11 protein-coding genes are annotated in these 23,256 nt (G+C 46.7%); 10 read left to right on the top strand and 1 reads right to left on the bottom strand.

All coding sequences use genetic code 11. The features are described 5' to 3' along the window. The 10 genes from AABW11_RS14790 to AABW11_RS14745 all read left to right on the top strand — a co-directional run bounded on the left by AABW11_RS14790 (position 1) and on the right by AABW11_RS14745 (position 22,669). On the top strand, positions 1–3,519 hold the full coding sequence (locus AABW11_RS14790) for a baseplate J/gp47 family protein (protein WP_340105900.1): 3,519 nt from the start codon (positions 1–3) through the stop codon (positions 3,517–3,519). Positions 3,520–3,530: 11 nt separating this feature from the next. Next, on the top strand, positions 3,531–8,501 hold the full coding sequence (locus AABW11_RS14785; protein WP_340105899.1) for a hypothetical protein: 4,971 nt from the start codon (positions 3,531–3,533) through the stop codon (positions 8,499–8,501). 12 nt (positions 8,502–8,513) lie between these two features. Next, entirely contained in the window at positions 8,514–12,032 is a 3,519-nt protein-coding gene (locus AABW11_RS14780) for an Ig-like domain-containing protein (protein WP_340105898.1), read from the top strand. 3 nt (positions 12,033–12,035) lie between these two features. Next, positions 12,036–13,688, top strand: a complete 1,653-nt coding sequence (locus AABW11_RS14775) for a contractile injection system tape measure protein (RefSeq protein ID WP_340105897.1) — start codon at positions 12,036–12,038, stop codon at positions 13,686–13,688. Next, the gene (locus AABW11_RS14770) at positions 13,655–15,034 is read left to right on the top strand and encodes an ATP-binding protein (protein WP_340105896.1); all 1,380 of its coding nucleotides are present in this window, start codon (positions 13,655–13,657) and stop codon (positions 15,032–15,034) included. The genes AABW11_RS14775 and AABW11_RS14770 overlap by 34 nt, the downstream gene beginning before the upstream one ends. Positions 15,035–15,122: 88 nt before the next feature. Continuing rightward, positions 15,123–16,442 carry an eCIS core domain-containing protein gene (locus AABW11_RS14765; protein ID WP_340105895.1) on the top strand — a complete coding sequence of 440 codons (1,320 nt, stop codon included), beginning with the start codon at positions 15,123–15,125 and terminating at the stop codon, positions 16,440–16,442. Positions 16,443–16,463: 21 nt separating this feature from the next. Further along, positions 16,464–20,189 (top strand): polymorphic toxin type 15 domain-containing protein, encoded by a 3,726-nt coding sequence (locus tag AABW11_RS14760; protein WP_340105894.1) that lies wholly within the window; start codon positions 16,464–16,466, stop codon positions 20,187–20,189. 2 nt (positions 20,190–20,191) lie between these two features. Further along, complete coding sequence (locus AABW11_RS14755; RefSeq protein ID WP_340105893.1) at positions 20,192–20,770, top strand: GAD-like domain-containing protein; 579 nt, start codon at positions 20,192–20,194, stop codon at positions 20,768–20,770. Between the two features lie 41 nt (positions 20,771–20,811). Further along, entirely contained in the window at positions 20,812–21,324 is a 513-nt protein-coding gene (locus AABW11_RS14750; RefSeq protein WP_340105892.1) for a hypothetical protein, read from the top strand. A gap of 382 nt (positions 21,325–21,706) precedes the next feature. Beyond that, entirely contained in the window at positions 21,707–22,669 is a 963-nt protein-coding gene (locus AABW11_RS14745) for an endonuclease/exonuclease/phosphatase family protein (RefSeq protein WP_340105891.1), read from the top strand. 128 nt (positions 22,670–22,797) lie between these two features. Here the strand turns inward: AABW11_RS14745 and AABW11_RS14740 are convergent, their stop codons facing one another. Next, complete coding sequence (locus tag AABW11_RS14740; RefSeq protein ID WP_340105890.1) at positions 22,798–23,181, bottom strand: helix-turn-helix domain-containing protein; 384 nt, start codon at positions 23,179–23,181, stop codon at positions 22,798–22,800. Positions 23,182–23,256: the final 75 nt, after the last annotated feature.

Here is a 23,256-nt window from a genome sequence, read left to right as displayed (position 1 = left end):
ATGAGCGACAATTGCCGACATAGCAACCTACTGAAACGCAGCGGCACCAGCCAGCAAGACCGGCTCCTGAAAGCGCTGCTTCCCGATTATGTGGCGGTAGATGAGCGTAAGATCGAGGATCTCAAGTCTTTTGTGCGCGAATATGCCAAACAGATTCAATACTACGATTACAACCAGGATCCTGATGAAACCCGTCCCGACTGGGAATCATTTTTTGACAAGAAGATCGACCCGGATAGATATACCGAACCTCATTACGCGCTTTTCATGGCGTTTCTTCAGCTTTTTAAAATTGCGCGCGATGATCTGAACCAGATCACGCGGAAACATCTCAATTTTTATTATCGTGATGTCTTACAGCTTCGGGAAAAGCAGCCTGTCCCCGACCAGGTGTTTCTCATTTTTGAGCTGGCCAAACATGCAGAACAGCACCGGGTGGAAAAAGGAACACAATTAAAAGCCGGGAAAGATGAGTCGGGTGTTGAGCTGATCTATCAAACAGACCGCGAAATTGTTCTGAATGACGCTGAAGTAGCAAACCTAAAAGCTGTTTTTAAAGATAAAAAAGCTGATTCTAAAGATGAAAACAGCAGGATTTACGCCTCACCTGTTGCAAATTCAGCCGATGGTGAGGGAGCCGAGATTGAATCGTCTGAGATGAACTGGCGAACATTTGGCAAACCTTTAGGTGAATGGCCCGATCAGGATCGCACACAGGCTGAAGTGGGCTTTGCTTTTGCCTCTCCACTTCTTTTTTTAGCGGAAGGTGAACGAGAGATCACTATTACACTTACGTTGAAGGAAAACAATAGTAATACCCTGAGTGAAGAGCTAAAAGAATTAAACCTAAGAGAAGCTTTTCGGGTGCAGTTCAGCGGAGAGGAGGAATGGATTGAACCTCTCTCTTATGATGAAACAACAGAGAGTGAAGGTGTATCGACGGAAGTGGCAGAGCGTATATTTAACTTTTTGAACCGGGCGGAAACATGGCAGGATATTGCAGGTGTTGAACCTCAGGCCGGACCGGTATTTGATGATCCGACAACCGGGCACAGCGGTTCCCGTCCGGGGTATGACATCGGGAAAAAGACAGCGGATGAGATTCTGAAATACCGTAAAGATGAATCTAAGCTTCCCAGTGGACAATTCGAATCACTTGAGGAGGTCCGCACGGTGCCCGGAGTTGGAGAAGATAAGATCAACGACCTGATATACACGTTTCGCAATCCTGTCAACCAAACAACGGTCGATCCCGGTAAGCGTCAGATCATCATCAGAAGAACCATCACGAAAGCGCAGGACCCTATCGTGAAATATATCCAAAATGACGATGCCCTGACGGATCCCTTTGATACGAATTGGCCGGTGGTCAAGATCACCCTGCGAACCGACCAGGATCCATACCTGTACAGTGTTCTGAAAAAATTTGAAGTCGAAAAAGCAGATCTTTCCGTACACGTAAGTGAAGTGCGCGAGCTAATCGTGCAGAATGATCAGACTGTGTTAGATCCCGGAGGCGATTTTCAGCCGTTTGGAATGCGCCCTGTAAAAGGTTCTAATTTTTATATCGGCAGCCGGGAGGTCTTCTCAAAGAAGCTGGATGAACTTAAGATCCATCTCAAATGGCACGATCTTCCGGATGACGAAAACGGATTTGAAGGCCACTATGATCTCTATAACGGTGCATCCAGAACGAATGACTCCTTCCGGACGGACCTTTTTATGCTCGATCAGAAAAAATGGAAACCTCTCTTTACGGAGCCGGCGTCTTCCCCGCTATTTCATCAAGATGATGGACTGCTTTCTGAGGATCACGTAATCTCTGTGAAGGACTCTGAAAAGCTTCAGAAGGTACAGCGTGATCCGATACTGCAGGAAGCAGATTCATTTGATACCCATACCCGGAAAGGGTTTCTGAAAATGGTACTGGCAGGGCCTGATTTCGGACATAAAGATTTCCAGCCCTCTTACTCCAAAGCTGTGATGAATGCGCTGCAGCCGGATGGAACCTTTACGGATGACCCTCCGCTTCCAAACGAGCCCTACACGCCGGTTCTGAAAGAGATCTTTCTCACCTATCAATCCTCTGCTGAAATTGATCTGACAAATAATTCCTCAGAAATTGAGAAGACTCAGGCATATGAACAGTTCTTCCATGTGGGCCCATTTGGTGTTTCAGAGCAACGTAAAGTGAATAACAGTACTCCGGTAAAATTATATCCGCAAATAGACAGCGAGGGAAGCCTCTATATCGGGCTGGAGAATTTCACCGCAGGGCGGACGCTCGCCCTTCTTTTCCAGGTTGCCGAGGGCAGCGCAGATCCCGACCTCGAACCTCAGCCTGTTCGATGGAGCTACCTCTCGGACAACCGCTGGATCAATTTTGAACCATTTGATATCCTGTCCGACAGTACGTCTGGCTTGCTTGCATCGGGCATTATCCGGTTCAGTGTGCCCAAAAGAGCTTCTGATCAGAATTCTATTCTTCCCGCGGGCCTGCACTGGCTCAGGGCCACCGTCAAAGAAGATTCAGATGCGGTTTCTGACATTATTCAAATATCGGCCCAGGCAGTTACTGCAACCTTCAAAGATCAGGATAATGATCCGGGACACCTGAAAGAGGCCCTTCCCGCTGAAACGATCAGCAAGCTAAAAAATGCCGATTCAGCCATTGGCGGAATTGAACAGCCGTTTTCCTCCTTCGGCGGTAGTACAAAAGAGAAACAGAGTGATTTTTATACCCGTGTAAGTGAACGCCTTCGCCACAAAAAACGAGCAATTACCATATGGGATTACGAGCGACTGGTACTGGAAGAGTTTCCATCGGTCTATAAGGCAAAATGTCTGAATCATACCCGCTATACCGGAAGCCTGAGTGCCTATTCAGAACTTGCCCCTGGCCACGTAACACTGGTCGTGATTTCCAATGTGCGTAACAAAAATGCGGTGGACCCGCTGCGACCGAAAACCAGCCTGATTACTCTCACCAACATCAGCCAGTTCCTCTCCGGGATAAATTCATCGTGCGTGAATCTGCATGTTAAGAATCCCATTTATGAGGAGATCAAGGTGAAGCTGAACGTAAAATTTTACGAGGGATTCGATAATGGTTTTTACGGTAAGCAGCTTGAAGACGATCTGAAAGGATTTCTTTCCCCCTGGGCAGTTGATGCCGGGTCCACACTTGAGCTGGGCGGCACCATTCACAAATCGGTCATTTTAAACTACGTGGAAGAGCGGACCTACGTAGATTTTGTTACCTGTTTTGAAATCTGGCATATCATTTTTGACCCGGCTACCGATGAAGAGATTTCCCGAAAAAACGTAAACCAAGCGGAAGCGAGTACAGCCGTTTCCATCCTCGGATCAACTGGTCAAATGGGCCGTTATGGCGACCACGATATCACCGTTCTGGAGTCAGACGATTGTGAATGCACCGGCAATGAAATTCAAACAACTGCCACGATCGCCTCAGCGGATGACTGCGGATGTGAAGAGGATCAACAGTTTAAAACGTAAGATTTAAATGAATGGATGAACCTGTAACCATATCAAAACTTGCTCCAGACCAAAAGAGTATGGATTATGAGCTGCTCCGTCAGGAAGCCATCAGCTACATTCAGACGGTTGCGGGAAAAGTGTGGACCGATTTCAACGCCCATGATCCCGGAGTGACCATTCTTGAGGTATTGTGTTTTGCCATTACCGATCTCGGGTACCGTACTTCCTACGATATTAAAGACCTCATTGCACCGGACCCGGAGAGTTCTGAAAACTCAGTGTTTTACGATTTTTTTACAGCGGCTGAAGTCCTGCCAAATTCTCCCGTCACCGCCAATGATTACCGTAAACTGATGATCGACGTAGCGGTAAAAAGTTCAGAAGCCGGGTGCAGCAGTGTTGGTGTTAAAAATGCATGGATCGAAAAGGCGAAGGGAACGGAACACGATATCTTTGTGAACAAACAGGAGAGTCATCTGGCCTACAAATCGGTAAAAGCGGGAGATAAACCGCTAGATCTGAAAATTTTGCATAATGTACTACTGGAGTTCGATGAGTGCGAGACCTATGGGGACCTGAATGACAATAAACTCGTCCGTGATTTTATCCTAACTGAGCACGCTCCCGACCCGGAGATTGAGGGACTCACCATCCGGATTGAGGTTGAGTTTCCGCGCTGGGATGATGAAGAAACGGACTTTGAGGATGAACAAAGCATTGCTGAAGGAATTCGCGATACATACCTCACCTTCCTGAATGATGGCGGAAATTATTCCTTCAGCTACAGCCTGAATTCCGTAAATGAGGTGATTCTTTCAGGCACAAAAATGTCTGCCTCCGGCCCGGTTCCGATTACCGGAATTGAAGACCTGACGCTGAAACTGAACCAGTTCATCTATGATCCCGATGAAGGGATGGTTCACTTCTATCGCAGAAAAATTGCAAAAATCCGGAAGATCGTCGACCAGGTGGAAGCACGGGTTCATGCCAACCGAAACCTCTGTGAAGATTTTATGCAGTTTAATGCGCTGCGGATTGAGGAGATTATCGTATGCGCAGATATCGAACTCACGGCCGATGCTGACGTAGACCAGGCCCAGGCTGCAATCAACCACGAAATTGAGCGTTTTCTCTCTCCAACGGTTTATTTCTATTCTCTAAAAGAGATGACCACCAGATGTTTTGATCAACGCCGCTATGACCTCACAGCTGTAGATACACAGCAAAAGATCTTCAGCATCGCGGGAGTTCCGGACCCGCTGCCGGAACCCGGCTCGATCGTCACCATAACCGGTTCAAGTAATAATAATGGCCGTTATACAATCACCGGTGCTCAGGTCAATCCTGATCATGAAGACCGGCTCGACCTATTTGTACAGGAATCGATCCCATCGGATTTCCCTTCAGATGAAGATCAGCTTATTCTTGCAGATCTCGAACAAGAGCAGTGCTCTCCCACAGAATCGATCTTTGAAGGGCCTTTGCTGAATCATGGATTTATAGATGACGATGAACTTGAACAAGCCGGCCGCAGAGAAGTGATTTATGTCTCGGACCTGATTCAGATCATCATGGACGTGCCTGGCGTTACGGCGGTCAGGGATATCCAGATTGCCAACCTTCCGCAGGATAATGAAGATGGAAGCATTGACACCAAAAGCGTGAAGTGGTGCCTGAAGCTTGCGTACGATGAAAACTATGTTCCAAGACTGAATTCTGATCGATCCAGGTTTACGTTTTATAAAGATCAGCTTCCGTTCCGGGCCAGCCGGCTGACGGTGGATGAGATGATGTCTGATCTTCGATCGGCTGAGCGTCCTCAAAAATTTTACCCGTCGGGACCTTACGATATCGCTCCGCCAAAAGGGGAATACAAAAACCTGGAAGAGTACTCCACCATACAGAATGATTTCCCTCTTGTATATGGCATCGGTGACGAGGGAGTGCCCACACGAAGCGACCAGAGTATCGGTTCAGATCTGCCCACTGAGATTGACGCCCTCCAGCTTAAAGGGTTCTTGATGCATTTTGATCAGCTCCTGGCCAACTACCTCTCGCAGCTTGCTCATGTGAAAGAGCTGTTTTCAATGAATCCTCAAAAAGATGAGTTCGGGAACTTTGTGATTGGCAGAACCTACTACACACAGCCTCTTTTTCAAATCGTCCCCGATTCGGCGAAACTCTATTTTGACAAAAACGGTCATACGGTTGATTTGAACGCTATTGCGGAAACACCTGAACAGTTTCAGGATCGCCGAAACCGGTTCCTCGACCACCTGATTGCCCGGTTTTCGGAGCAGTTTACAGATTACGCCCTGCTGACCAGCCGTCTGTCCAGATCAAAAGCACAGGAGGAATTGATTGAAGATAAACTGGCTTTTTTGAACGGCTACCCTGAATCGAGCAGTCGCCGGGGCACAGCTTTTAATTACCGGGACCGCTGCATGCTGTGGCATAAAGATAATATCTCCGGCCTGGAGCACCGCGCGGCACTGCTCACCGGAATAGATGAACGGGATGCATCCACTCTGCATTTTAGTCCGCATTTCAAAATCACCGGGTCGGAACCGGACCTTCATTTTTCCATCGAAAACAGTTCCGCTGAAAGTGTCCTGGAATCACCATCACCATTCGAAACAGAAGCTGATGTAAAAGAAACGCTCGAAAAAGTGATCATAGCAGGTCTTCATAAGGACGCGTTTGAGCTCTATTCAGATGAGGGTTCAGATTATGGATTTCAGCTTATTTGTGACGGCGAGATCATTGCAAAAAGCACAAAATCCGATTACACCTCGGGGACGGCCGGCGGAGATGCAGACATAGCCATTGATGAGGTGATCGACATTCTTACCGCAGAGTTTTTTGAAAATCCGGAGTCAAACCGGCACAACCTTGTCTCACCCCTGCTCAACTATTTTAGTTACTCTATCGGACTCGATATGGAGGCCAACCCACCTGAATTCACAATCTCTTATGAATTGTATGAGAAACCCTTTGAATTCGGATCCGGTGACCCGATCTTGAACGGCGAATATACCGGGGAAGGCCGGCCAAAAGAGCCCGCTGCAATCGAAGAATCAGACCCTGCAACATCAACGTTCAAAGTTGCCGGAAAAGTCACGGAAAACCTGGTAGAGGGTGATGTGGTACTTGTTCGGAACTCAGTATCAAATGATGGTGTGTATACAATCTCCGCCTTTTCTGAGATCGGGGATTCTACTGAAATTATTGTGGATGAGCCCGTTCCGTCAGACACCGGCCCGCTTGGCCAGCTACTTTACAACATTGAAACCACAGGTGAACTTACGGAACAGGCTGAAGAGACGGCAGAAGACGTGTTCTGGCGGGTTGTTAGTTTTGGCGTTCGGCGGACAAGCTACCGGTTCACCCCATCTGCTCCACCATATACGTCGCCCTACACGTTCCGGATTTACGATCGCAGCGGAAATCTGCTTGGAGAAAGCACGCAGTTTGATTTCAACGAGCAGCCTGTCAATGAGATTCAATCAGTGGGCAACGGAACAGTTTTTATCTCAAATCCGGATGGTGAAACAGAACCTGAAGAGTACAGCACCGTAAATGCCACGGCACACGGTCCTGTGATTGACGTGGAAGTAGACACCGTACCATCCCCCCAGCCGAAGCACGGATGGCTTCTGGAAATAGCCGATTCATTTGAAGTGACTGCGCTCAATCAGGCCGGGCAAACATTTACTATCGACGGTGATTTAACGGACAGAATTTCACCAAAAGATTCAATAAAAATTTCCGAACATGTCTCTAACGATGGCAGCTACACCGTTCTGAAAATCACAACAGACGGTTCAGAAAGTGAGGTTGTTGTGAAGGAACCGATCCCCTCTGGTGATTCGGGAGAAGAACCGTTTTTTCTTAGCTACTCCAAAACGTTCGAAATCACGAAATCATCTGGAAGCGTTGTTACAATCAAAGGCGGCGCTGATGAGCTGGCCGTTGAGAAGATGATCCGTTTTATGGAGAAAACGTTTTACAGCCACGAGGGAATGCATCTTGTGGAACACCTGCTTCTAAGGCCCAAAGTAAACGGCCTCCATTTTGTGGAAGCCGATACTTCCACGCTTTCAGACGGCTTGGCCGACCCGGGAATCCTGACCTTCACCCGGCAGTTCCCCATTGCTGCTGCAGATATCTCATCCCGGATATTTTTGATTGAAGGAGACATCACGTCGGATCTTTCAGCCGGGAAGGAGATTTTCGTAGAAAACACGCCCCTTACCAATGGCGCGTTTACGATCTCCTCATTTACTTATAACGATCCTCATACGGAAATTGTGGTAGATGAGGTGCTGGTAGAAGGAATTGAAGCTGCATCCCCCACCGGCACACTCTCCTACCGCTTAGAGAACCCGATCACGGCTGTTGATGCGGATCAGATTACGATTACTATCTCCGGAAATGTTGCCGAATCGATTCAGGCGTACAGTTTGCTTGAGATTTCTGGTTCTGCAGAGGGTGAAAACGACGGACGGTACACGGTTCTGAGCACAGCAGATGCCGGGACTGATACAGAAATAGCCATCGAAAAAGTGGAGCGGATCGTACAGGACCGGCTTTTGTCTATCAACCTGGATAAAGAGTGCGAATGCTCACTCACCGATCCCTACACCTGCATGGCGCATGTGGTGCTGCCCTACTGGCCGGGCCGTTTTATTAACAACGATTTCAGAACCTTTTTTGAAAAGACCCTGCGTCGCGAAGCCCCGGCTCATGTCTACCTCAATGTCTGCTGGGTGAGCAACCGCCACATGGCCGAATTTGAGCGTACCTTCAAACGGTGGCTTATCGAAAACAGCAGATCTGCCATTGACCCCGGTGATCTTTCTGACGCACTGGGCGAATGGATTGCCAGTATTGAACAGCTCAGGAACGTCTACCCCACCGGTACGCTGCACGACTGCGATGAAGATGAAAATCTTGAAAACTCCATCATTTTAAATCATTCCGTTTTGGGTGAACTTTAAATCCAGCCTATTATGAGCACTATAATCAACACATATCCGGTTTTTGAAAGCAGCCAGGTTTTAACCAGCTCCCAGCTTAACCAGGTGGTTTCCTATCTCGACCAGCAGGGACGCCTCACCCGCACACAGCTGATCGGCATGGGCATTGTTTGCGGACTGGAGCTCAGCTATGATCATTCTGACGGTGATCATCAGGTTACGATTTCGAAAGGTACCGCCGTCACGTCTGAAGGATATCTCATCAAGCTGGGTAAATGTGAAACCTCGTGGTATCGTCCCTACCAGCTTCCCGATAGTGTAGCATACGCTCCCTTTGACAATTCCAATCCCCCGTTTGATCTCTATGAGTTACTGCAGGAAAAACCAGAGGACGAATCCGATGTAAAATCACTTGGAGAAGATCTCACTTTTTTGAAGAACAAATTCGTCTTGCTGTTTCTTGAAACATACGACAACGACATCAAACCGTGTCTTGGTAACACCTGTGACGAGCTGGGGATCGATCGTATTTTCACGGTGAGGAAACTGCTGATCAGTAAAGATCACCTGGATGAACTCCTGGAGCACTCCGCCAACGTTGGGAATCTCTATCCGAAGAAGTTTGAGCTGCCGGAAATCGTAATGCCGCGCACTCTGTTTGATCCCGATGCAGATCACAGCCGGGAGATGTCGGCGTTTACCGGTCATCACATCTCATCCATTCAGCCGGTCTTCACCTCATTCTTTGGTGATAAAACCGGCGATGGCGAACGAACACCGGGAGCCCTGCACCAAACTTATTCGGTATACGATCTTCTGCTGGGAGCTGAATACGATCTGCAAAATCCGTTTGACAGCGCAGAAATCAACGGCGTAATTGACAACTTTGAATCCTATCTCGCAGACGCATCGGATTCAGGCACAAATACACCCGGAATACAGTATTTCTCCGATTTTATGAAGGATCTGATCCTGGCCTACGATGAATTCCAGGAAACCGCGTTTGAGCTGGTATCCGAATGCTGTTCGGATATGTCGAGGTTTCCAAAACATGTGATGCTGGGACGTGCCGTAACAGAGAAGGAGTCGCCGGAAGAGGCTGTTGCATATCGCCATGGCTTCGTTCAGCCGCCGATTTACAACCATCAGAAAACCCTGATGGAAAAAGCGATGTCGCTTCACAAGCGCCTCGTGCTGATGGTGGAGTCGTTCAATTTGGATCGTATTCAGCTGCCGGATCCCGATGGCGAAGATCCTGATCTGATCCGCATTACACCAAGCGATGAAAAAAACACGCCGCTGAGCCGGCGATCCATCCCATTTTATTACGACATCAAAAGCGAGGGTCAATTCACCGGGAAAGAGACGCTCGAACAGCACTGGAATTTCGATCGTAGCCGCAGAACCGGGCCTGGCGTGAATGTCACGGTATTGAACTATCACAACCAGGCGGAGGATCATGATGAAATAATCAGTCCAACAGAAACGCCGCTCCATTACGACCTGGACAGCTACCCGTTTCTGAGGATTGAGGGACTGCTTGGCCGACACCATGGAGAGGTGATCGAGCGCCTGAAAACCCTGCAAAAAACGTTTAACCTTCCGTTTGATCTAATCGCTCTTCAGCTTGATCCGGATGCGGAGCTTTTGAACCCTGACTACAGCTGCGGTTTTGAAGATCTTCAGGAGGAGTATAAAACCGCACGCAGAAACTATTGCGGCTTCACCCGGGATTTGATGCAGCTGCTGGGATATGCATCAGAACACCAGGAACCCCTGTTCGGATCCGATGAAGAGACAACTGAGGATCTGCATAGTCTTGTGGATATTTCGAAATCCTTCCAAACAGTATGCAAACAGCTTCCAGAATGTCTCGATGAATTTAGTTTTGTTGATTTCCAGCAAAGCTATAAAGAAGCTCTTCAACAGCTTCTCCATTTTATTCTTATCGAAAAACGCCTGCTGGAAGAGATCGATTTTAACGAAAGAGAAGAGAGTGAGAAGGTACAAGCCATTAACGGTTTCATTCAGCATCTGTCGCCGCTTCTTTACCGGTTTATAGATCTGTTGTTCTATAACACATTTTTGCGCGTGTACCTCTCGTTCAGGCGCCGGGAGTATTACCTGCAGCGGGAGAAGAACGTTTTCTCAAGCTATCTTCACAACCACTCCGGGGTTGATCACCAGGCCGGAGTTCCAAAAGGCGGCACGTTTGTCGTTCTTTATAACAGTGCTGAAGAGCCTGCTGTTATCGCGGATTTTGCCCTTCCTTATCTCTGTTGCGATACAGATCGCTGTGTCCCCATGTGTGATGATGGTGATTTTAGAGTAGAAATACCACCATTTGCCCGTCCCGATTTTGCAGTAACCACGATTGGCCGGCCGGTTGAAATAAATGTTATCGTGAACGACTACGGAATGGAAAATCGCTCCTTTACTGTGGAAATTGATCAGCAAGAGACAGGAGGTGGCTCTATAGATATAGATGAAGAGGGGACTATTCTCTACAAACCCCATGAAGAATACCAAGGTGTGGATCGGTTCCACTACACGCTTACCGATAAACAATCCGGGATTTCGGACAGAGGCCTTGTCACTGTTTTGGTGAAAGAAGAGGATTTCGAGCGGCCTGCCGGCTGTTACCCACCTGAAGTATTGATTTGCTGGGCTGATGGGGACTTAGACTTCTTACACCAGGTCTATTTTCTAAGATCTCCTGACGACAATCGGTTTGATAATATAGATGAACTTGCTAAAATTCTGCATGATAGTTTGCAAAAAACCGGGGGGTTTTCTGATACTGAAATTGATCAAACAGAGGTTTTAGGAAATGAAGCCTTCCGCAGAAATTTGCTTCGATGCATTGATCCTGATCTGCCAGTAGAACAGATGGAACGGGAAGAGCTGGGAGCAAGAATTCGCGAATATCAGGAAGAAAACTGTGGAACTACCCGTCCGAGTAGAAGATGTTACAGCTTGGAAATTCTGGACTGCCTGAAAATTGATAGTGTACGATCTCTCGCTCAACAAAGAGATATAGACATTGATAGCCTTGGCCAGGAACAGGTCAAAGAAGAACTGCTGAAAAGTCTCCGTGAAACGAATGGTTTCACTATGAATGAGTTAGAATCGGGGCACTTACAGGTAGAGGGAAATCTTCGGGAGCTCCTAACTTGTATCGGCCTGAAATTTGAAGAGGATACTCCGATAGAGAGACTGAAAGAGTTACTCCTTAGTTATCAGAATAAAAATTGTGGAGGTCGACGGATAGACCGGGAAGACAATCCACGAACTGAATTTAAGGAGAGTGAATTTACAGAGAAAGATTTAAGAGCTGTCTTGAATTTTAGAGGTGAGAGTATTCCGCAGGACATGCCAGTACCGGAGATGGTTGCCCGGCTTAAAGAGACAGATTCAGGATTACAATTAACTAAAGAGGAGGTTTCACTTTTTACAAAAGACAGAATATCGGACATTCTGGAAAACCGCGGATTGGAAGCCCCATCCAGATCCAGAAAGGATGCCCTGACCAATAAATTATTCGGGAGATAAACCATGAGCCAAAACCACTTGATCTACAAGCAGATTTTTGAGGTTGAGTTCCCATCCAGGAAGGTCGGAATGGATGGACAAAACAGGCTCAGTCAGATCTTTAAGCGGGATCTTATTCCCCTGATGCAGCAGGTTTTTGATGAGGTGCTTTCCACAGATGATCACCTGAGAATCCGGCGTCTTGAGCTGGACCTCGGAGAACTTTCAGCTGGAAATTTAGAAGAAGATTTGGCAGAAAAATTCGCCTCACAACTTCGGGATCAGCTGTATAAACAGCAAAAGACTGCGCGACGAACCCACACGGGCAAAAATATTAAACCTTCCGCAAAAAAGTGGCTGGAGGCAGAAGAGGCACGCTTCAGGTCAACACAGCAGAGTGCGTTAGAGCAGTTTTCGTTCTTCATCCAAACGGGACAATATCCCTGGTGGGCCGGAAAAACCACCGCAGCTACTTCCGATCAACTTGCCCGGGTGCTAATTGATGAAAAAGCCGGGGAATTTAAAACGCTTTTCGCAACACTTTATCAAACTGAAACTTATAGCCGCCGGCTGATCCACCAGCTTTCAGACTCTACCCTGGAACAGATTCTGCTGCTGGCCGGGAATCGTATGCCGAACAGGAAGATTCGCTCTCTGATGGATGATTTGATGAAGCTTCACTCTATTTCTTCGTTAGCTCCCCTGAACCGGGCCAATTTCAGGCTGCTGGTTTGGCGTACAGTTTTCGACATTTGGGTGAAAAAAGATGCGTATCAGAAGAGCATCCAGCCTGAAAGATCAAAAACAGGTCCTAAACCATCAGACAGGAAGAGAAACCAGATTGAAAAATCCCTGGAGTTTTTCCTGTTCAGTTTTTTGAATAAGCTTGCTGTTAGTTTTGGAAAAAAGCATCTCCATCCTGACCGGCAGCACTCCCTGCAATTGCAGATCCGGTTTCTGCAGCGCAGTGTGTCGGCCGCCGGCATGCAAGGAGGACCACTCGTGAAGTTGTTACATTCAGTGAGTTCTATTAAACCGGCAGAATGGAAATCAATTGAGCATAAAACAGGCCTTCAGGATGACATAAGGGGAAAAGAATACTCAAAAGCGCGTAAACAGGTTAAGGATCGTTCTCAGCAAATGGATAAGGACAGAGAGACCGACGCAAAAACGGATGTCGACCGATTCGAGGTTAACAACGCCGGACTGGTTCTGATTGCCCCGTTTCTGCCCATCTTTTTTGATGCGCTCGGCTTGCTAAAAGAGAAATCCTTTTCCACACCACAGGCCGCTGAACAGGCCGCACTGATTCTGCAGTATATTGCTACGGGAGATACCGAAATGCCCGAACATGATCTAATACTGAATAAAATTTTATGCGGCATCGATGTGGATGAACCTCTGCCACAACATCTTGAGATCGGAGACCGGGAAATCGATGAAGTAAACAACCTTCTGGATTCTGTGATCGAACACTGGTCGGCACTGAAAGGGACTTCCGTTCGCGGGCTTCGCGATACATTTATTAACAGGGAAGGTACGCTTATTCCTCAGCAAAATGGATGGAAACTATTCGTTGAGCGAATCACTCCTGATGTACTGATTGACCGGCTGCCATGGAGCATATCTATCATTAGACTCCCATGGACGAACGACATCATAAACACAGAATGGTGAAACAAAATGTTCAACATAACGCCAGGGATATCGGTGCCGAGCTCGATTGGTTCAGGCAGATACTGAAGATACGATCGAAGCTAAATGCCCGGGAGGAAGCCGAGACAGACGATGTGTACAACATCAAACCGCCCGTTTTTAATGGAAGACGGACGGCTTATGCCAGGTTCATTAAAGAGCATAAACTCAATTTCGAGGAGCGATTTCTGCTCATCCTGGCGATGGTTCCCCATATCAAACCGGAACTGCTTGACCTGTTTCTGGCCAAAAATAAAACCACTCAACAAATTTATACGGAGTTTGGCGGTAAGAAAGGTAAAAATCACCTGGGATTTATCCCTACTGGCGAAACGGCGGCATTCATACTGGCAGGCGGAGATCTGGAACGACGGTTTTCAATTCAAAACGCATTTGATGCAGACCGCACATTTTCCAGATTTGATATATTGGGGTTGGAGGAGGTGGAAAAAGGGGAACCCCAACTCAGCGGCGCGCTTCAACTCTCGCGGCAAGTGCTTGACCTGCTGATATTGGGTGAACATCGCAAACCACAATTTAGCACAGAGTTTCCCGCACGCCTGCTAACCACGAAGATGGAATGGGATGACCTGGTTCTGAATGATTTGATCCTGAGGCAACTGTCTGAGATCGAAACATGGATCCTCCATAACAGCCGGTTAATGAAAGACTGGGGCATGGGGAAGGTTTTAAAACCCGGCTATAAGTCTCTCTTCCACGGTCCACCAGGCACCGGAAAAACGCTGACCGCAACCCTGCTTGGCAAAAAGACAGGTCGTGATGTCTATCGTATTGATCTTTCGCAGACCGTTTCTAAGTATATAGGAGAAACAGAGAAAAACCTGGCCAAAATTTTTGACAGGGCTGAAAACCAGGATTGGATCCTTTTTTTTGATGAAGCTGATGCACTTTTTGGTAATCGAACTGCCACTAAAGATGCCCATGACCGGTATGCCAACCAGCAGGTCTCCTATCTTCTGCAGCGCATCGAGGATCATAATGGGCTCGTAATTCTGGCATCGAACTTGAAAAACAATATTGACAACGCCTTTCTGCGCCGTCTCCAAACCCTGATCCACTTTCCGTTGCCGGGTAGCCCGCAGCGACTTGAGCTATGGAAAAATGGGTTTAGTGAGTCGGTGGAGCTGGAGTCGAATATTGATCTGGAGGCGATCGCGAAAGAGCATGAACTCTCGGGCGGAACAATCATCAATATTGTTCAGCACAGCTCTTTAAAAGCCTTAGGCAGAGATAGCAATATAATCAGAAAAATTGACCTGCTTGAAGGAATCAAACGAGAACTTAACAAAAACCGCCGGACATTTTAATGAAATATGGGAGGTAAATATGTGGGCAGAACCAATTACATCATCAAAAAAACGACCCTCGTTGTTGAACGCTAAAAAAAACTCAATCATGCCGAAACTCAAGATCGGCAAACCGAGCGATCGTTTTGAACAGCAGGCAGACCGGGTTGCGGATTCTGTGATGCGGATGCCTAATCATCAAGCGGAGCACCAATCGGTTGAAAAAGAGGAAGGTACAGTACAGATGAAATCCGGTGAGAAAGAGGAAGAGCTGCAAATGCAGACGAAAAGTGAAGAGGAGGAAGAACTACAGATGCAGCAGATCGAGGCAGAGGAAGAGGAAGAAGAAACGCTACAGATGAAATGTGAAAGGTGTGAGGAAGAAGAAAAGATGCGAATGGCCCCTGCCATTCAGATGAACGATAACGGTACAGCATTTGCATCGGCAGAAATGGGTGATCAAATTAAGAGCTCCAAGAGCCATGGGCGCCCTTTGTCTTCTGATACTCAGCAGGAGATGTCAACTAAAATGGGGGCTGATTTCAGGGATGTGCAGGTGCATACCGATTCTCGCGCTGTACAGATGAACCGCGCATTGAGAGCCAAAGCGTTTACTGTTGGCAATAACATTTACTTCAACGCTGGGCAGTACGCTCCCCAATCAAACCAAGGAAAACACCTGCTTGCTCATGAGCTGGCCCATACCTTACAACAGGGCGGAGATAAACGTATTCAGCGTGCGCCAGCGCTAGGCGCCGCCGCACCAGCCGCAGCTAACTGGCAAGTAGTACCGAATAGCCACCAAGATCGGGTTAACGCCGCCCTGGATTTAGTCGGTACCGTAGTCAACAATCGACGGTGCCAGACCTACTTTGAGGATAATTGCACTGACGGACGCGGAGCCAACTCGTTACAACATGCCTATGATAACGCAGTGGTCTTTAACCTGAACACCAACGATTCTACTTATGGCAGCTCCCTTAATAACACGAATGATATCGCCTACAATAATACTGCCTATAACACTGGGCGCTGGTTCCTGGCCAGTACTCTGCTGCATGAAATGTTCCACACTTGTGATCCCGCGATTGATGCACAGGATGAAATTGATGCGGAAAATGCAGTTGAGGCCTGTCGTCTCTATACACCCATTCTCAGTTCTGTATCACCGGCCATTGCCAGTGTGGGTGATACAGTGACGCTACGAGGCATCAGTTTTGGTGCCTCACAGGGAAATAATGACAAGGTGTATTTCAACAACTTAGATGCCGGTGCTGCCACCAGTTGGGGATACGCAGGAGCTGCGGGCAGCTCCCAGGGGCAGATCGATATAAAAGTACCCGCCGGTGCAACGTCTGGCACCATAAAAGTTGTAAATAACGGTATTGCCAGCAACGAAAAACCGTTTACGGTAAATGCTGCGCCATAATAGCCGTAACTAAGGGATAGTATGCCAACATTAGCTGCCAAGCCTAAGCCAAGAACGCTTGATGAAAGGCCCCCTGCCTTTGATGACGAACTTGATACGTCATCTATCGAAACCAACTCACCTGACATAAATTCGGCAGAATCCCAAATTCACACAAATGGCGAGTCGTCGTTTCAGATGGCTCCAAATCCCAGCTCTGACACACCTCCTCCCTTGAACGGAAATAGCGCTCCATCAATTGATATGGCTCCTGTTTCAAGTTCTCATGCCGAACCATCCATGATGGTGGAAGAAGAATCTGTTGAGGAGGAATCACAAGAATCGGAACTTCTGGAATCTGAAGTCTCAGGCGGACTGCCTGGTACCCCACCTGAGGACGAGGAGGAGCGAAAGCAAGAAGAGGAAATCTCCGGCCGGGAACCAGGTACAAACCCCTCATCACCGGACACCCTGCCACAAAAATCCGAAGCGGGAGTATCGCAAGATACGACTACTGGTGAAGCTAACGGGCAACCATTGGAGATGGAACTCAGTCAAGAAGATCAGGCCGCACAAGATACAGAGGGCAATGAGGAACAAGAATCCAAAACCAGCGACACTGAAGAGGAGGCACCTGAGATACCCCGCTCACCTGAAGAAGATCCTGAATTCCAGGCGGTAGTTTCTCGCTCTGAACAGCGAGCTTCCGGTCAACAGGCACATCGCCCGGCGCAAACAGAGGTAAGCTCAGCACAATCGGCAGCCCCATCACCAGGTAATGAAACCGAAAGCCGGGCCCAAGCCGCTCAAGTTGAGGAGATGGATCAACAGGAGCCTGGCACATTTAATGCGGATGCGTTTAAACAGCTGCTCCTGGATCAAATAGCCGCCATTCTGCCAACAAATGAGAAGGATGCTGACAAGTTTTCAAAAGATGATCGCATGGATCAGGTCCAGAATGCCGCATCCAACCAGGTCGGTCAGGAAAAAGAACGCGCGGCTGGGTCAATTGAAAATAGCACACGGCAAGAGCCCGATACCAGCTCGGTGGAAGAGCGTCAGCCAACTGACCTGGAACAGCCTGATCCCGGTCCCGAACCCGCTGATATCGCTGCGGATGAAGCAATGCCGAATGCGCGACCTGCTGCAGAGGTAACCGCACCCCTCCAGGAAAATGCTGTGGAAATGGATCAACAAATGCAGCAGGCGGAAGTCACTGATGAGCAGCTAGCCAATTCAAATGAACCGCAATTCACGCAGGCGCTGAACAAGAAAAAAGAAGCTAAACAACACACCGAACAGGCACCCACGCAGATGCGGCAGCAGGAGCAGGTGATACTTGATAACAGTCAGTCACAGGCTCAGGCAACCGGTCAACAGCAATTAGAGGGGATGCATGACAACCGAAGCAGCCTTCTTGGCCAGGTTATGGGGCAGCAAGAGGAACTAATGGGCCAGAATACTGCGGAGCGGCAGCAGGTGGCGGACCATATCAATGAAATCTATGAAACTACCAAAACCGATGTCGAGGAAATCCTCTCTGCGCTCGATGAAGAGGTAAATCACCAATTCGAACAGGGCGCTGAAAAGGCTAAGATTGCATTTGAAAATCATGTGGATCGCGAGATGAAGGCCTACAAAAAAGAGCGCTACGGAGAGTGGTTTGACGTGACAGGCTGGGGCAAGCGTCTGGGGGATGCCGTGACCGGGCTGCCTGATGAGGTGAACAAATTTTTCAAGGAAGGACGACAACTCTACATCGATAAAATGGATATTGTGCTCACGGGGATATCTGAGTTCGTGGCCAATAAACTAAACGAGGCTACGGAGCGCATCAACACTGGCAAGCAGAATGTGCAAGATTATGTGACCAGCCTGCCAGAAAACCTGCAGGAAGCGGGTCAGCAGGCGGCGGAAGAGATCCAGTCTAAATTCGATGAACTGCAGCAAAATGTAAACAGCAAGCAGGACGAGCTGGTTGATTCCCTTGCCCAACAATACAAAGAAAGCCTTGACGCAGTGGATGCCCGTATTGAAGAGATGAAAGCTGCCAACCGGGGGTTGGTCGATGCGGCACTCAGCGCCCTAACTGGAGTGATTGAGACCATTCTACGGATCAAAAACATGCTCTCCAATATGCTTAGTGGAGCCATGGCCGCCATACAAGCGATTATTTCAGACCCAATCGGATTCCTTGGCAACCTTATTCAGGGTGTAAAAAACGGCTTAATGAACTTCATGAGCCGTATTCTTGTGCACCTGCAAAGTGGCTTGATTGGCTGGTTAACCGGTGCGCTTGGTCCCGTGGGCATTCAAATTCCTGATGATCTGTTCAGCCTGAAAGGCATCTTCAGCCTTGTGGTGCAAGTACTGGGACTTACCTGGGACTATGTACGTGAAAAAGCCGTGCAGCTTTTTGGTGAACCTGTTGTAAATGCGCTGGAAACCGGACTGGAACTTTTCCAGACCTTACGTAATGAAGGTATCACCGGCCTTTGGGAGTATGTGAAAGAGCAGTTTACGGATCTCAAGGAAACCGTCATTGGGGCCATTAAAGAGATGGTGATCACCCAGGTGTTACAGGCGGGTATTAAATGGATGATGGGATTATTAAATCCGGCTGGAGCTTTCGTTAAAGCCGCAATGCTGATTATCGATATCGTCAAATTTTTCATAGAGCGCGGCAGCCAGATTATCGAGCTCGTAAATGCAATTACGGAATCGATCCGCGCCATCGCCTCCGGCAATGTCGGAGAGGTAGCGGCCAAGATAGAGAATGCACTGAAGCGGGCCGTGCCGGTGCTGATCGGCTTTCTTGCTTCACTGCTGGGTATTAGCGGATTGGCGCGCAAGGTTCAGAACCTGATTAATAAGATTCGAAAACGAATTGACAAGGCGATCACCAAAGTATTGATGAAAGCCAAAAAAGCTGCCGGCAAACTGCTGGCCAAGCTTGGCATCGGCAAAGACAAGACCAAGCCCGATCCGCGAAGCCAGGAGGAAATACGGAAAGATCTTGACGACGCCACAAAAGAAGCCAACAGCTACCTTGATGAGAAAGATGCAAGTCCTGAAGAGGTAAAAGACAAGCTGTCTGGTCTGAAGATGAAATATGACCTGAACGAAGCAGAGCTAAAGCAAAATCCCAGCAATGAAAAGTATTATATTGAGCTTAAAATAAATCCCTTGAGTAAGACTGATGAAGAACAACTTGAAGGAAAAAAAGATGGCATATATGAACGAATTGCCCCTTATACTGTCAAATTTAATTCTCCTAAAGAGAAATACGAAAGGGAATTCCCCGGTGAATATGAAACACAAATAGCAGCTCAAGTGGCTGGACTGAATCAGATGAAAGTCAGCCGCTGGCTGAAGAACAGAAAAGCTTTTATTAAAAGAAAAGCCACCTCCAGATCGGGACGAGATCCGGAAAGTGCAAAACTGCAAAGAGAATTCAGACGCGAGAAAAAATTAGAAATGATTCAAGATTTGATGGAAGAGAATGAGGAAATGTTATATAGTGAGGCTGAAGAAATCGTTGAAGAAAGAATGTCTGAATTAGCTGCTTTACATGATCCAGACCAAATAGCTGGTGGTGAAGCCAGTGGTATCACAAGGTTAGGTGCAAAAAATATCAATAGTTCAATCGGTGCTCAGTGGAGATACCGAATTGGAGGATTAACGACACATGTAAAAAGTGAAATGAAAAAAGTTCCGGATAAAAATAAATCAACAGTAAAAATGAATGTAGACTATAAGTTAGGCTAACTATGGATATATTTTCGAAGTTTGATGAAAAATGGGGGGGAGAACAAAATAGAACCGATACTCCCAAAGATATCTTGAACGTATACTCTGATATACTTCCCGATCAGTTATTAAAATTCTGGAAAGTTTATGGATTCTCCTCTTTTGGTAATGGCTTATTCTGGACGGTGAATCCCAAAGAATATGATGAAGTGATAAAAGAGTGGCTCGATGTCTCTGAATACCACCCTGTTGTTTTTATGAGAAATTCCTTCGGGGGACTACTAATTTGGAATACAGAACTTGAAGGAATTCATTATTTAAATGTTGTCAAAGGTGAGAGTCGAGTACTCATAAGAAGTGTATCTATGTTCATGAACAGAGTATTAACCGATGATAAATTTATTGAAAACGATTTTTTATACGATTTTCATCAAAAAGCATATGAAAAACTGGGTGCGGTTGGTGTGGATGAATGTTATGCCTTTGAACCAGCCATTGCGATTGGGGGAGATATGGATGTCGGTAATATCACAAAACGCAAAACAGTACCTCATCTTTATCTATTGTCGCAGGTTACTGAAGTAGTAGATTTAGATTAATCGACAATAGTTTATAGCTAAAGTATAACGCCTTTCCAATCATGAAAACAATCAGCTTTACAATAGCCATTTTGTTGATGCTGGGTCTACTGCTCGGCCTCGGATGGCTGGGGTACGTAACCATAGATTTTTTAATTGGCCAGTTTGGCGTTGTGGATTCTCAGACTTCCGCTGTCCTGACTATTGCAACTGTCAGCGTTTTATTAAGTGCATTAATCATTGCGGCAGCTATAAAATCGTTGGCAAATAGCATAGTAAACTCAAATCATTCCCGAAAACTTGAGCTCTACAGTCAACTTATAAATGAGCTACAAAACCACGACCAAAATAATCACTTGAGCTTGGAACAACTGAGAAATCATCTCATAATTTGGGCTAATGATTCCGTTTTGCAAGAGTATAATAGTTACCTCGAGCTTGTATCCAACACGCCCCCTAATTCGAATGACCTCAAAGAACAAACAAAGAAGCTCATAAAAACTATCAGACAAGATGCAAGAAACGGCCAATCGACCATTAACTCAACGACCCTTTCAAGCCTATTAGATAGATAATCTTTTTGAATTGCGGAAGACGAATTGGAAACCAATCGAAAGTGATTTTGAAAAATACAGGCAAACCTCCGGGTATTTATTTTTATACCAGCTCTGTCCATTCCGCTACCCAGCCGTATTGGATAGATTGACTCATATTAGCTCAGGCAGCTGGTGACTTTTTGTGAAAAATCCGACAGTAAATTTAGGTAGTGTTTATAACATTTAAATTCAGTTTTTTTATCGAGAGAAGTCGTTTATTTGGAATAAACGAAATCATTGTTGTTTTCAGAACTGCACAACAGGGACTTCTCCATAAAAAATATAGATAGCTCATGGGTATGGCCCAGGGTATAAATTATTTAAATTTTGGGAGTGGAATATATATAATGTGTCAAAAACAATGCCTCAAATAACCGACATACCCCCCGAATTTGTACAGGCTGAACTGGACGCACTTGAAATAAGTCTGGGGCAAATTATACCGCCCAAGCATCTCGATCATAATGTTTTGATAGCGACCTGGAACATACGGGCATTTGGCGGGCTAACCGAACAATGGGAGGAGGTTATAGATGGCAGCCCTAAGCGCAACCTACATGCACTTATATGCATTTCGGCTATTATCTCGCGATTCGATGTAGTTGCTATACAAGAGGTAACCGGGAATTTAAAAGCCTTGCGTCACATGCTAAAGTTACTGGGCCGCCACTGGAGTTTTATTCTTACCGATGTAACCCGCGGTGATCGCGGCAACAATGAACGGATAGCTTTCCTTTTCGATACCCGTAAAGTAACCCTGTCGGGATTGGCCTGTGAATTGGTGCTACCGGAGGATGAAGCAATTCATGAAGGGGCATTTGTTCGCCAATTTGCCCGTACTCCCTATGCAGTAGCATTTCAGTCGGCCGGCCATACCTTTATTTTGGTTACGGTGCATATTTTGTACGGCAGCAACCCGCAGGATCGATTAGGTGAACTTGAAGCTATCGCGCAATGGCTTGAACGCTGGTCGAAGGAGGCAAATGCCTGGGACCACGACATTATTGTGCTCGGCGATTTTAATATCGACCGAATGGATGATCCATTATACCAGGCATTCACCTCCACCGGTTTGTATACACCTGAAGATTTAAACGCCGTGCCGAGAACAATATTTAGTGCGCCAGATGAGCCGGATAAAGCCAAGTTTTATGATCAGATTGCTTGGTTTACTGATAGTCATGGATACCCCCGTTTATCCATGGATTATGCCCGGAGCGGTAGTTTTGATTTCACAAAAGACGTAATGACTTCTTTAAGTAATCAAAAACTATCCTGGAGAATGTCTGATCATTATCCGCTTTGGGCGGAGTTTTTAGTATAAATAAGGTAGTGAAATACGGACTTTATCCTTTTTTAAATATAACCCGTACCCGGTACTTATAGAACAAAGTTGAGTAACAGAAGTGATAAAAAACTTTGACCATGCATATTGAGTAGAACTTTCAAGTATTAAACTCTATTTCTTTCCCAAGTCTCCATTCCCTGCATCACTTCCTCCAACTCAACTTCTCTTAATCGTTTAAGAGCCGTCGGCGAAAACCCCAAATGGTAGTTTACAAATTTATTCAACGCTATTTCGTCTGCTATACCATGAGCACGGGCAATTTCAAAGTTAGACCACTTCCCATCCCTGAGCTGATTTGTGATACTTTTTATCCTTACAGATTCCAGAATTTTTTGGGGACGTGTTTCAAAGTGGCGCAAAAACATCCTTGCAAATCGCTTGGGACATTTGTAGCCCATCAGATCAGCCCATTCAGACACCCGGGCGGTTTTTGATAGATTAGCTCTTAATACAGTTACTGATTGATCTATTTCAACGGTTCCTCTCATCTTTTTCTCCTCCGATATTATAACAGATCCCTCTCTCGTTTATCTGCTTACTGACAGCTCTTTTTTCAAACCTCT

This window comes from Rhodohalobacter sp. 8-1, from assembly GCF_038150125.1.
Classification (GTDB): domain Bacteria; phylum Bacteroidota; class Rhodothermia; order Balneolales; family Balneolaceae; genus SW132.
This window is presented reverse-complemented; position numbering and strand designations above follow the sequence as displayed.

What these genes read in the sequence shown, in the direction of transcription:
- AABW11_RS14760 (WP_340105894.1), top strand. Translation starts at nt 16,464, where the DNA reads ATGCCAACATTAGCTGCCAAGCCTAAGCCAAGAACGCTTGATGAAAGG.
- AABW11_RS14770 (WP_340105896.1), top strand. Translation starts at nt 13,655, where the DNA reads ATGGACGAACGACATCATAAACACAGAATGGTGAAACAAAATGTTCAA.
- AABW11_RS14750 (WP_340105892.1), top strand. Translation starts at nt 20,812, where the DNA reads ATGAAAACAATCAGCTTTACAATAGCCATTTTGTTGATGCTGGGTCTA.
- AABW11_RS14765 (WP_340105895.1), top strand. Translation starts at nt 15,123, where the DNA reads ATGCCGAAACTCAAGATCGGCAAACCGAGCGATCGTTTTGAACAGCAG.
- AABW11_RS14755 (WP_340105893.1), top strand. Translation starts at nt 20,192, where the DNA reads ATGGATATATTTTCGAAGTTTGATGAAAAATGGGGGGGAGAACAAAAT.
- AABW11_RS14775 (WP_340105897.1), top strand. Translation starts at nt 12,036, where the DNA reads ATGAGCCAAAACCACTTGATCTACAAGCAGATTTTTGAGGTTGAGTTC.
- AABW11_RS14745 (WP_340105891.1), top strand. Translation starts at nt 21,707, where the DNA reads ATGCCTCAAATAACCGACATACCCCCCGAATTTGTACAGGCTGAACTG.
- AABW11_RS14790 (WP_340105900.1), top strand. Translation starts at nt 1, where the DNA reads ATGAGCGACAATTGCCGACATAGCAACCTACTGAAACGCAGCGGCACC.
- AABW11_RS14780 (WP_340105898.1), top strand. Translation starts at nt 8,514, where the DNA reads ATGAGCACTATAATCAACACATATCCGGTTTTTGAAAGCAGCCAGGTT.
- AABW11_RS14785 (WP_340105899.1), top strand. Translation starts at nt 3,531, where the DNA reads ATGGATGAACCTGTAACCATATCAAAACTTGCTCCAGACCAAAAGAGT.
- AABW11_RS14740 (WP_340105890.1), bottom strand. Translation starts at nt 23,181, where the DNA reads ATGAGAGGAACCGTTGAAATAGATCAATCAGTAACTGTATTAAGAGCT.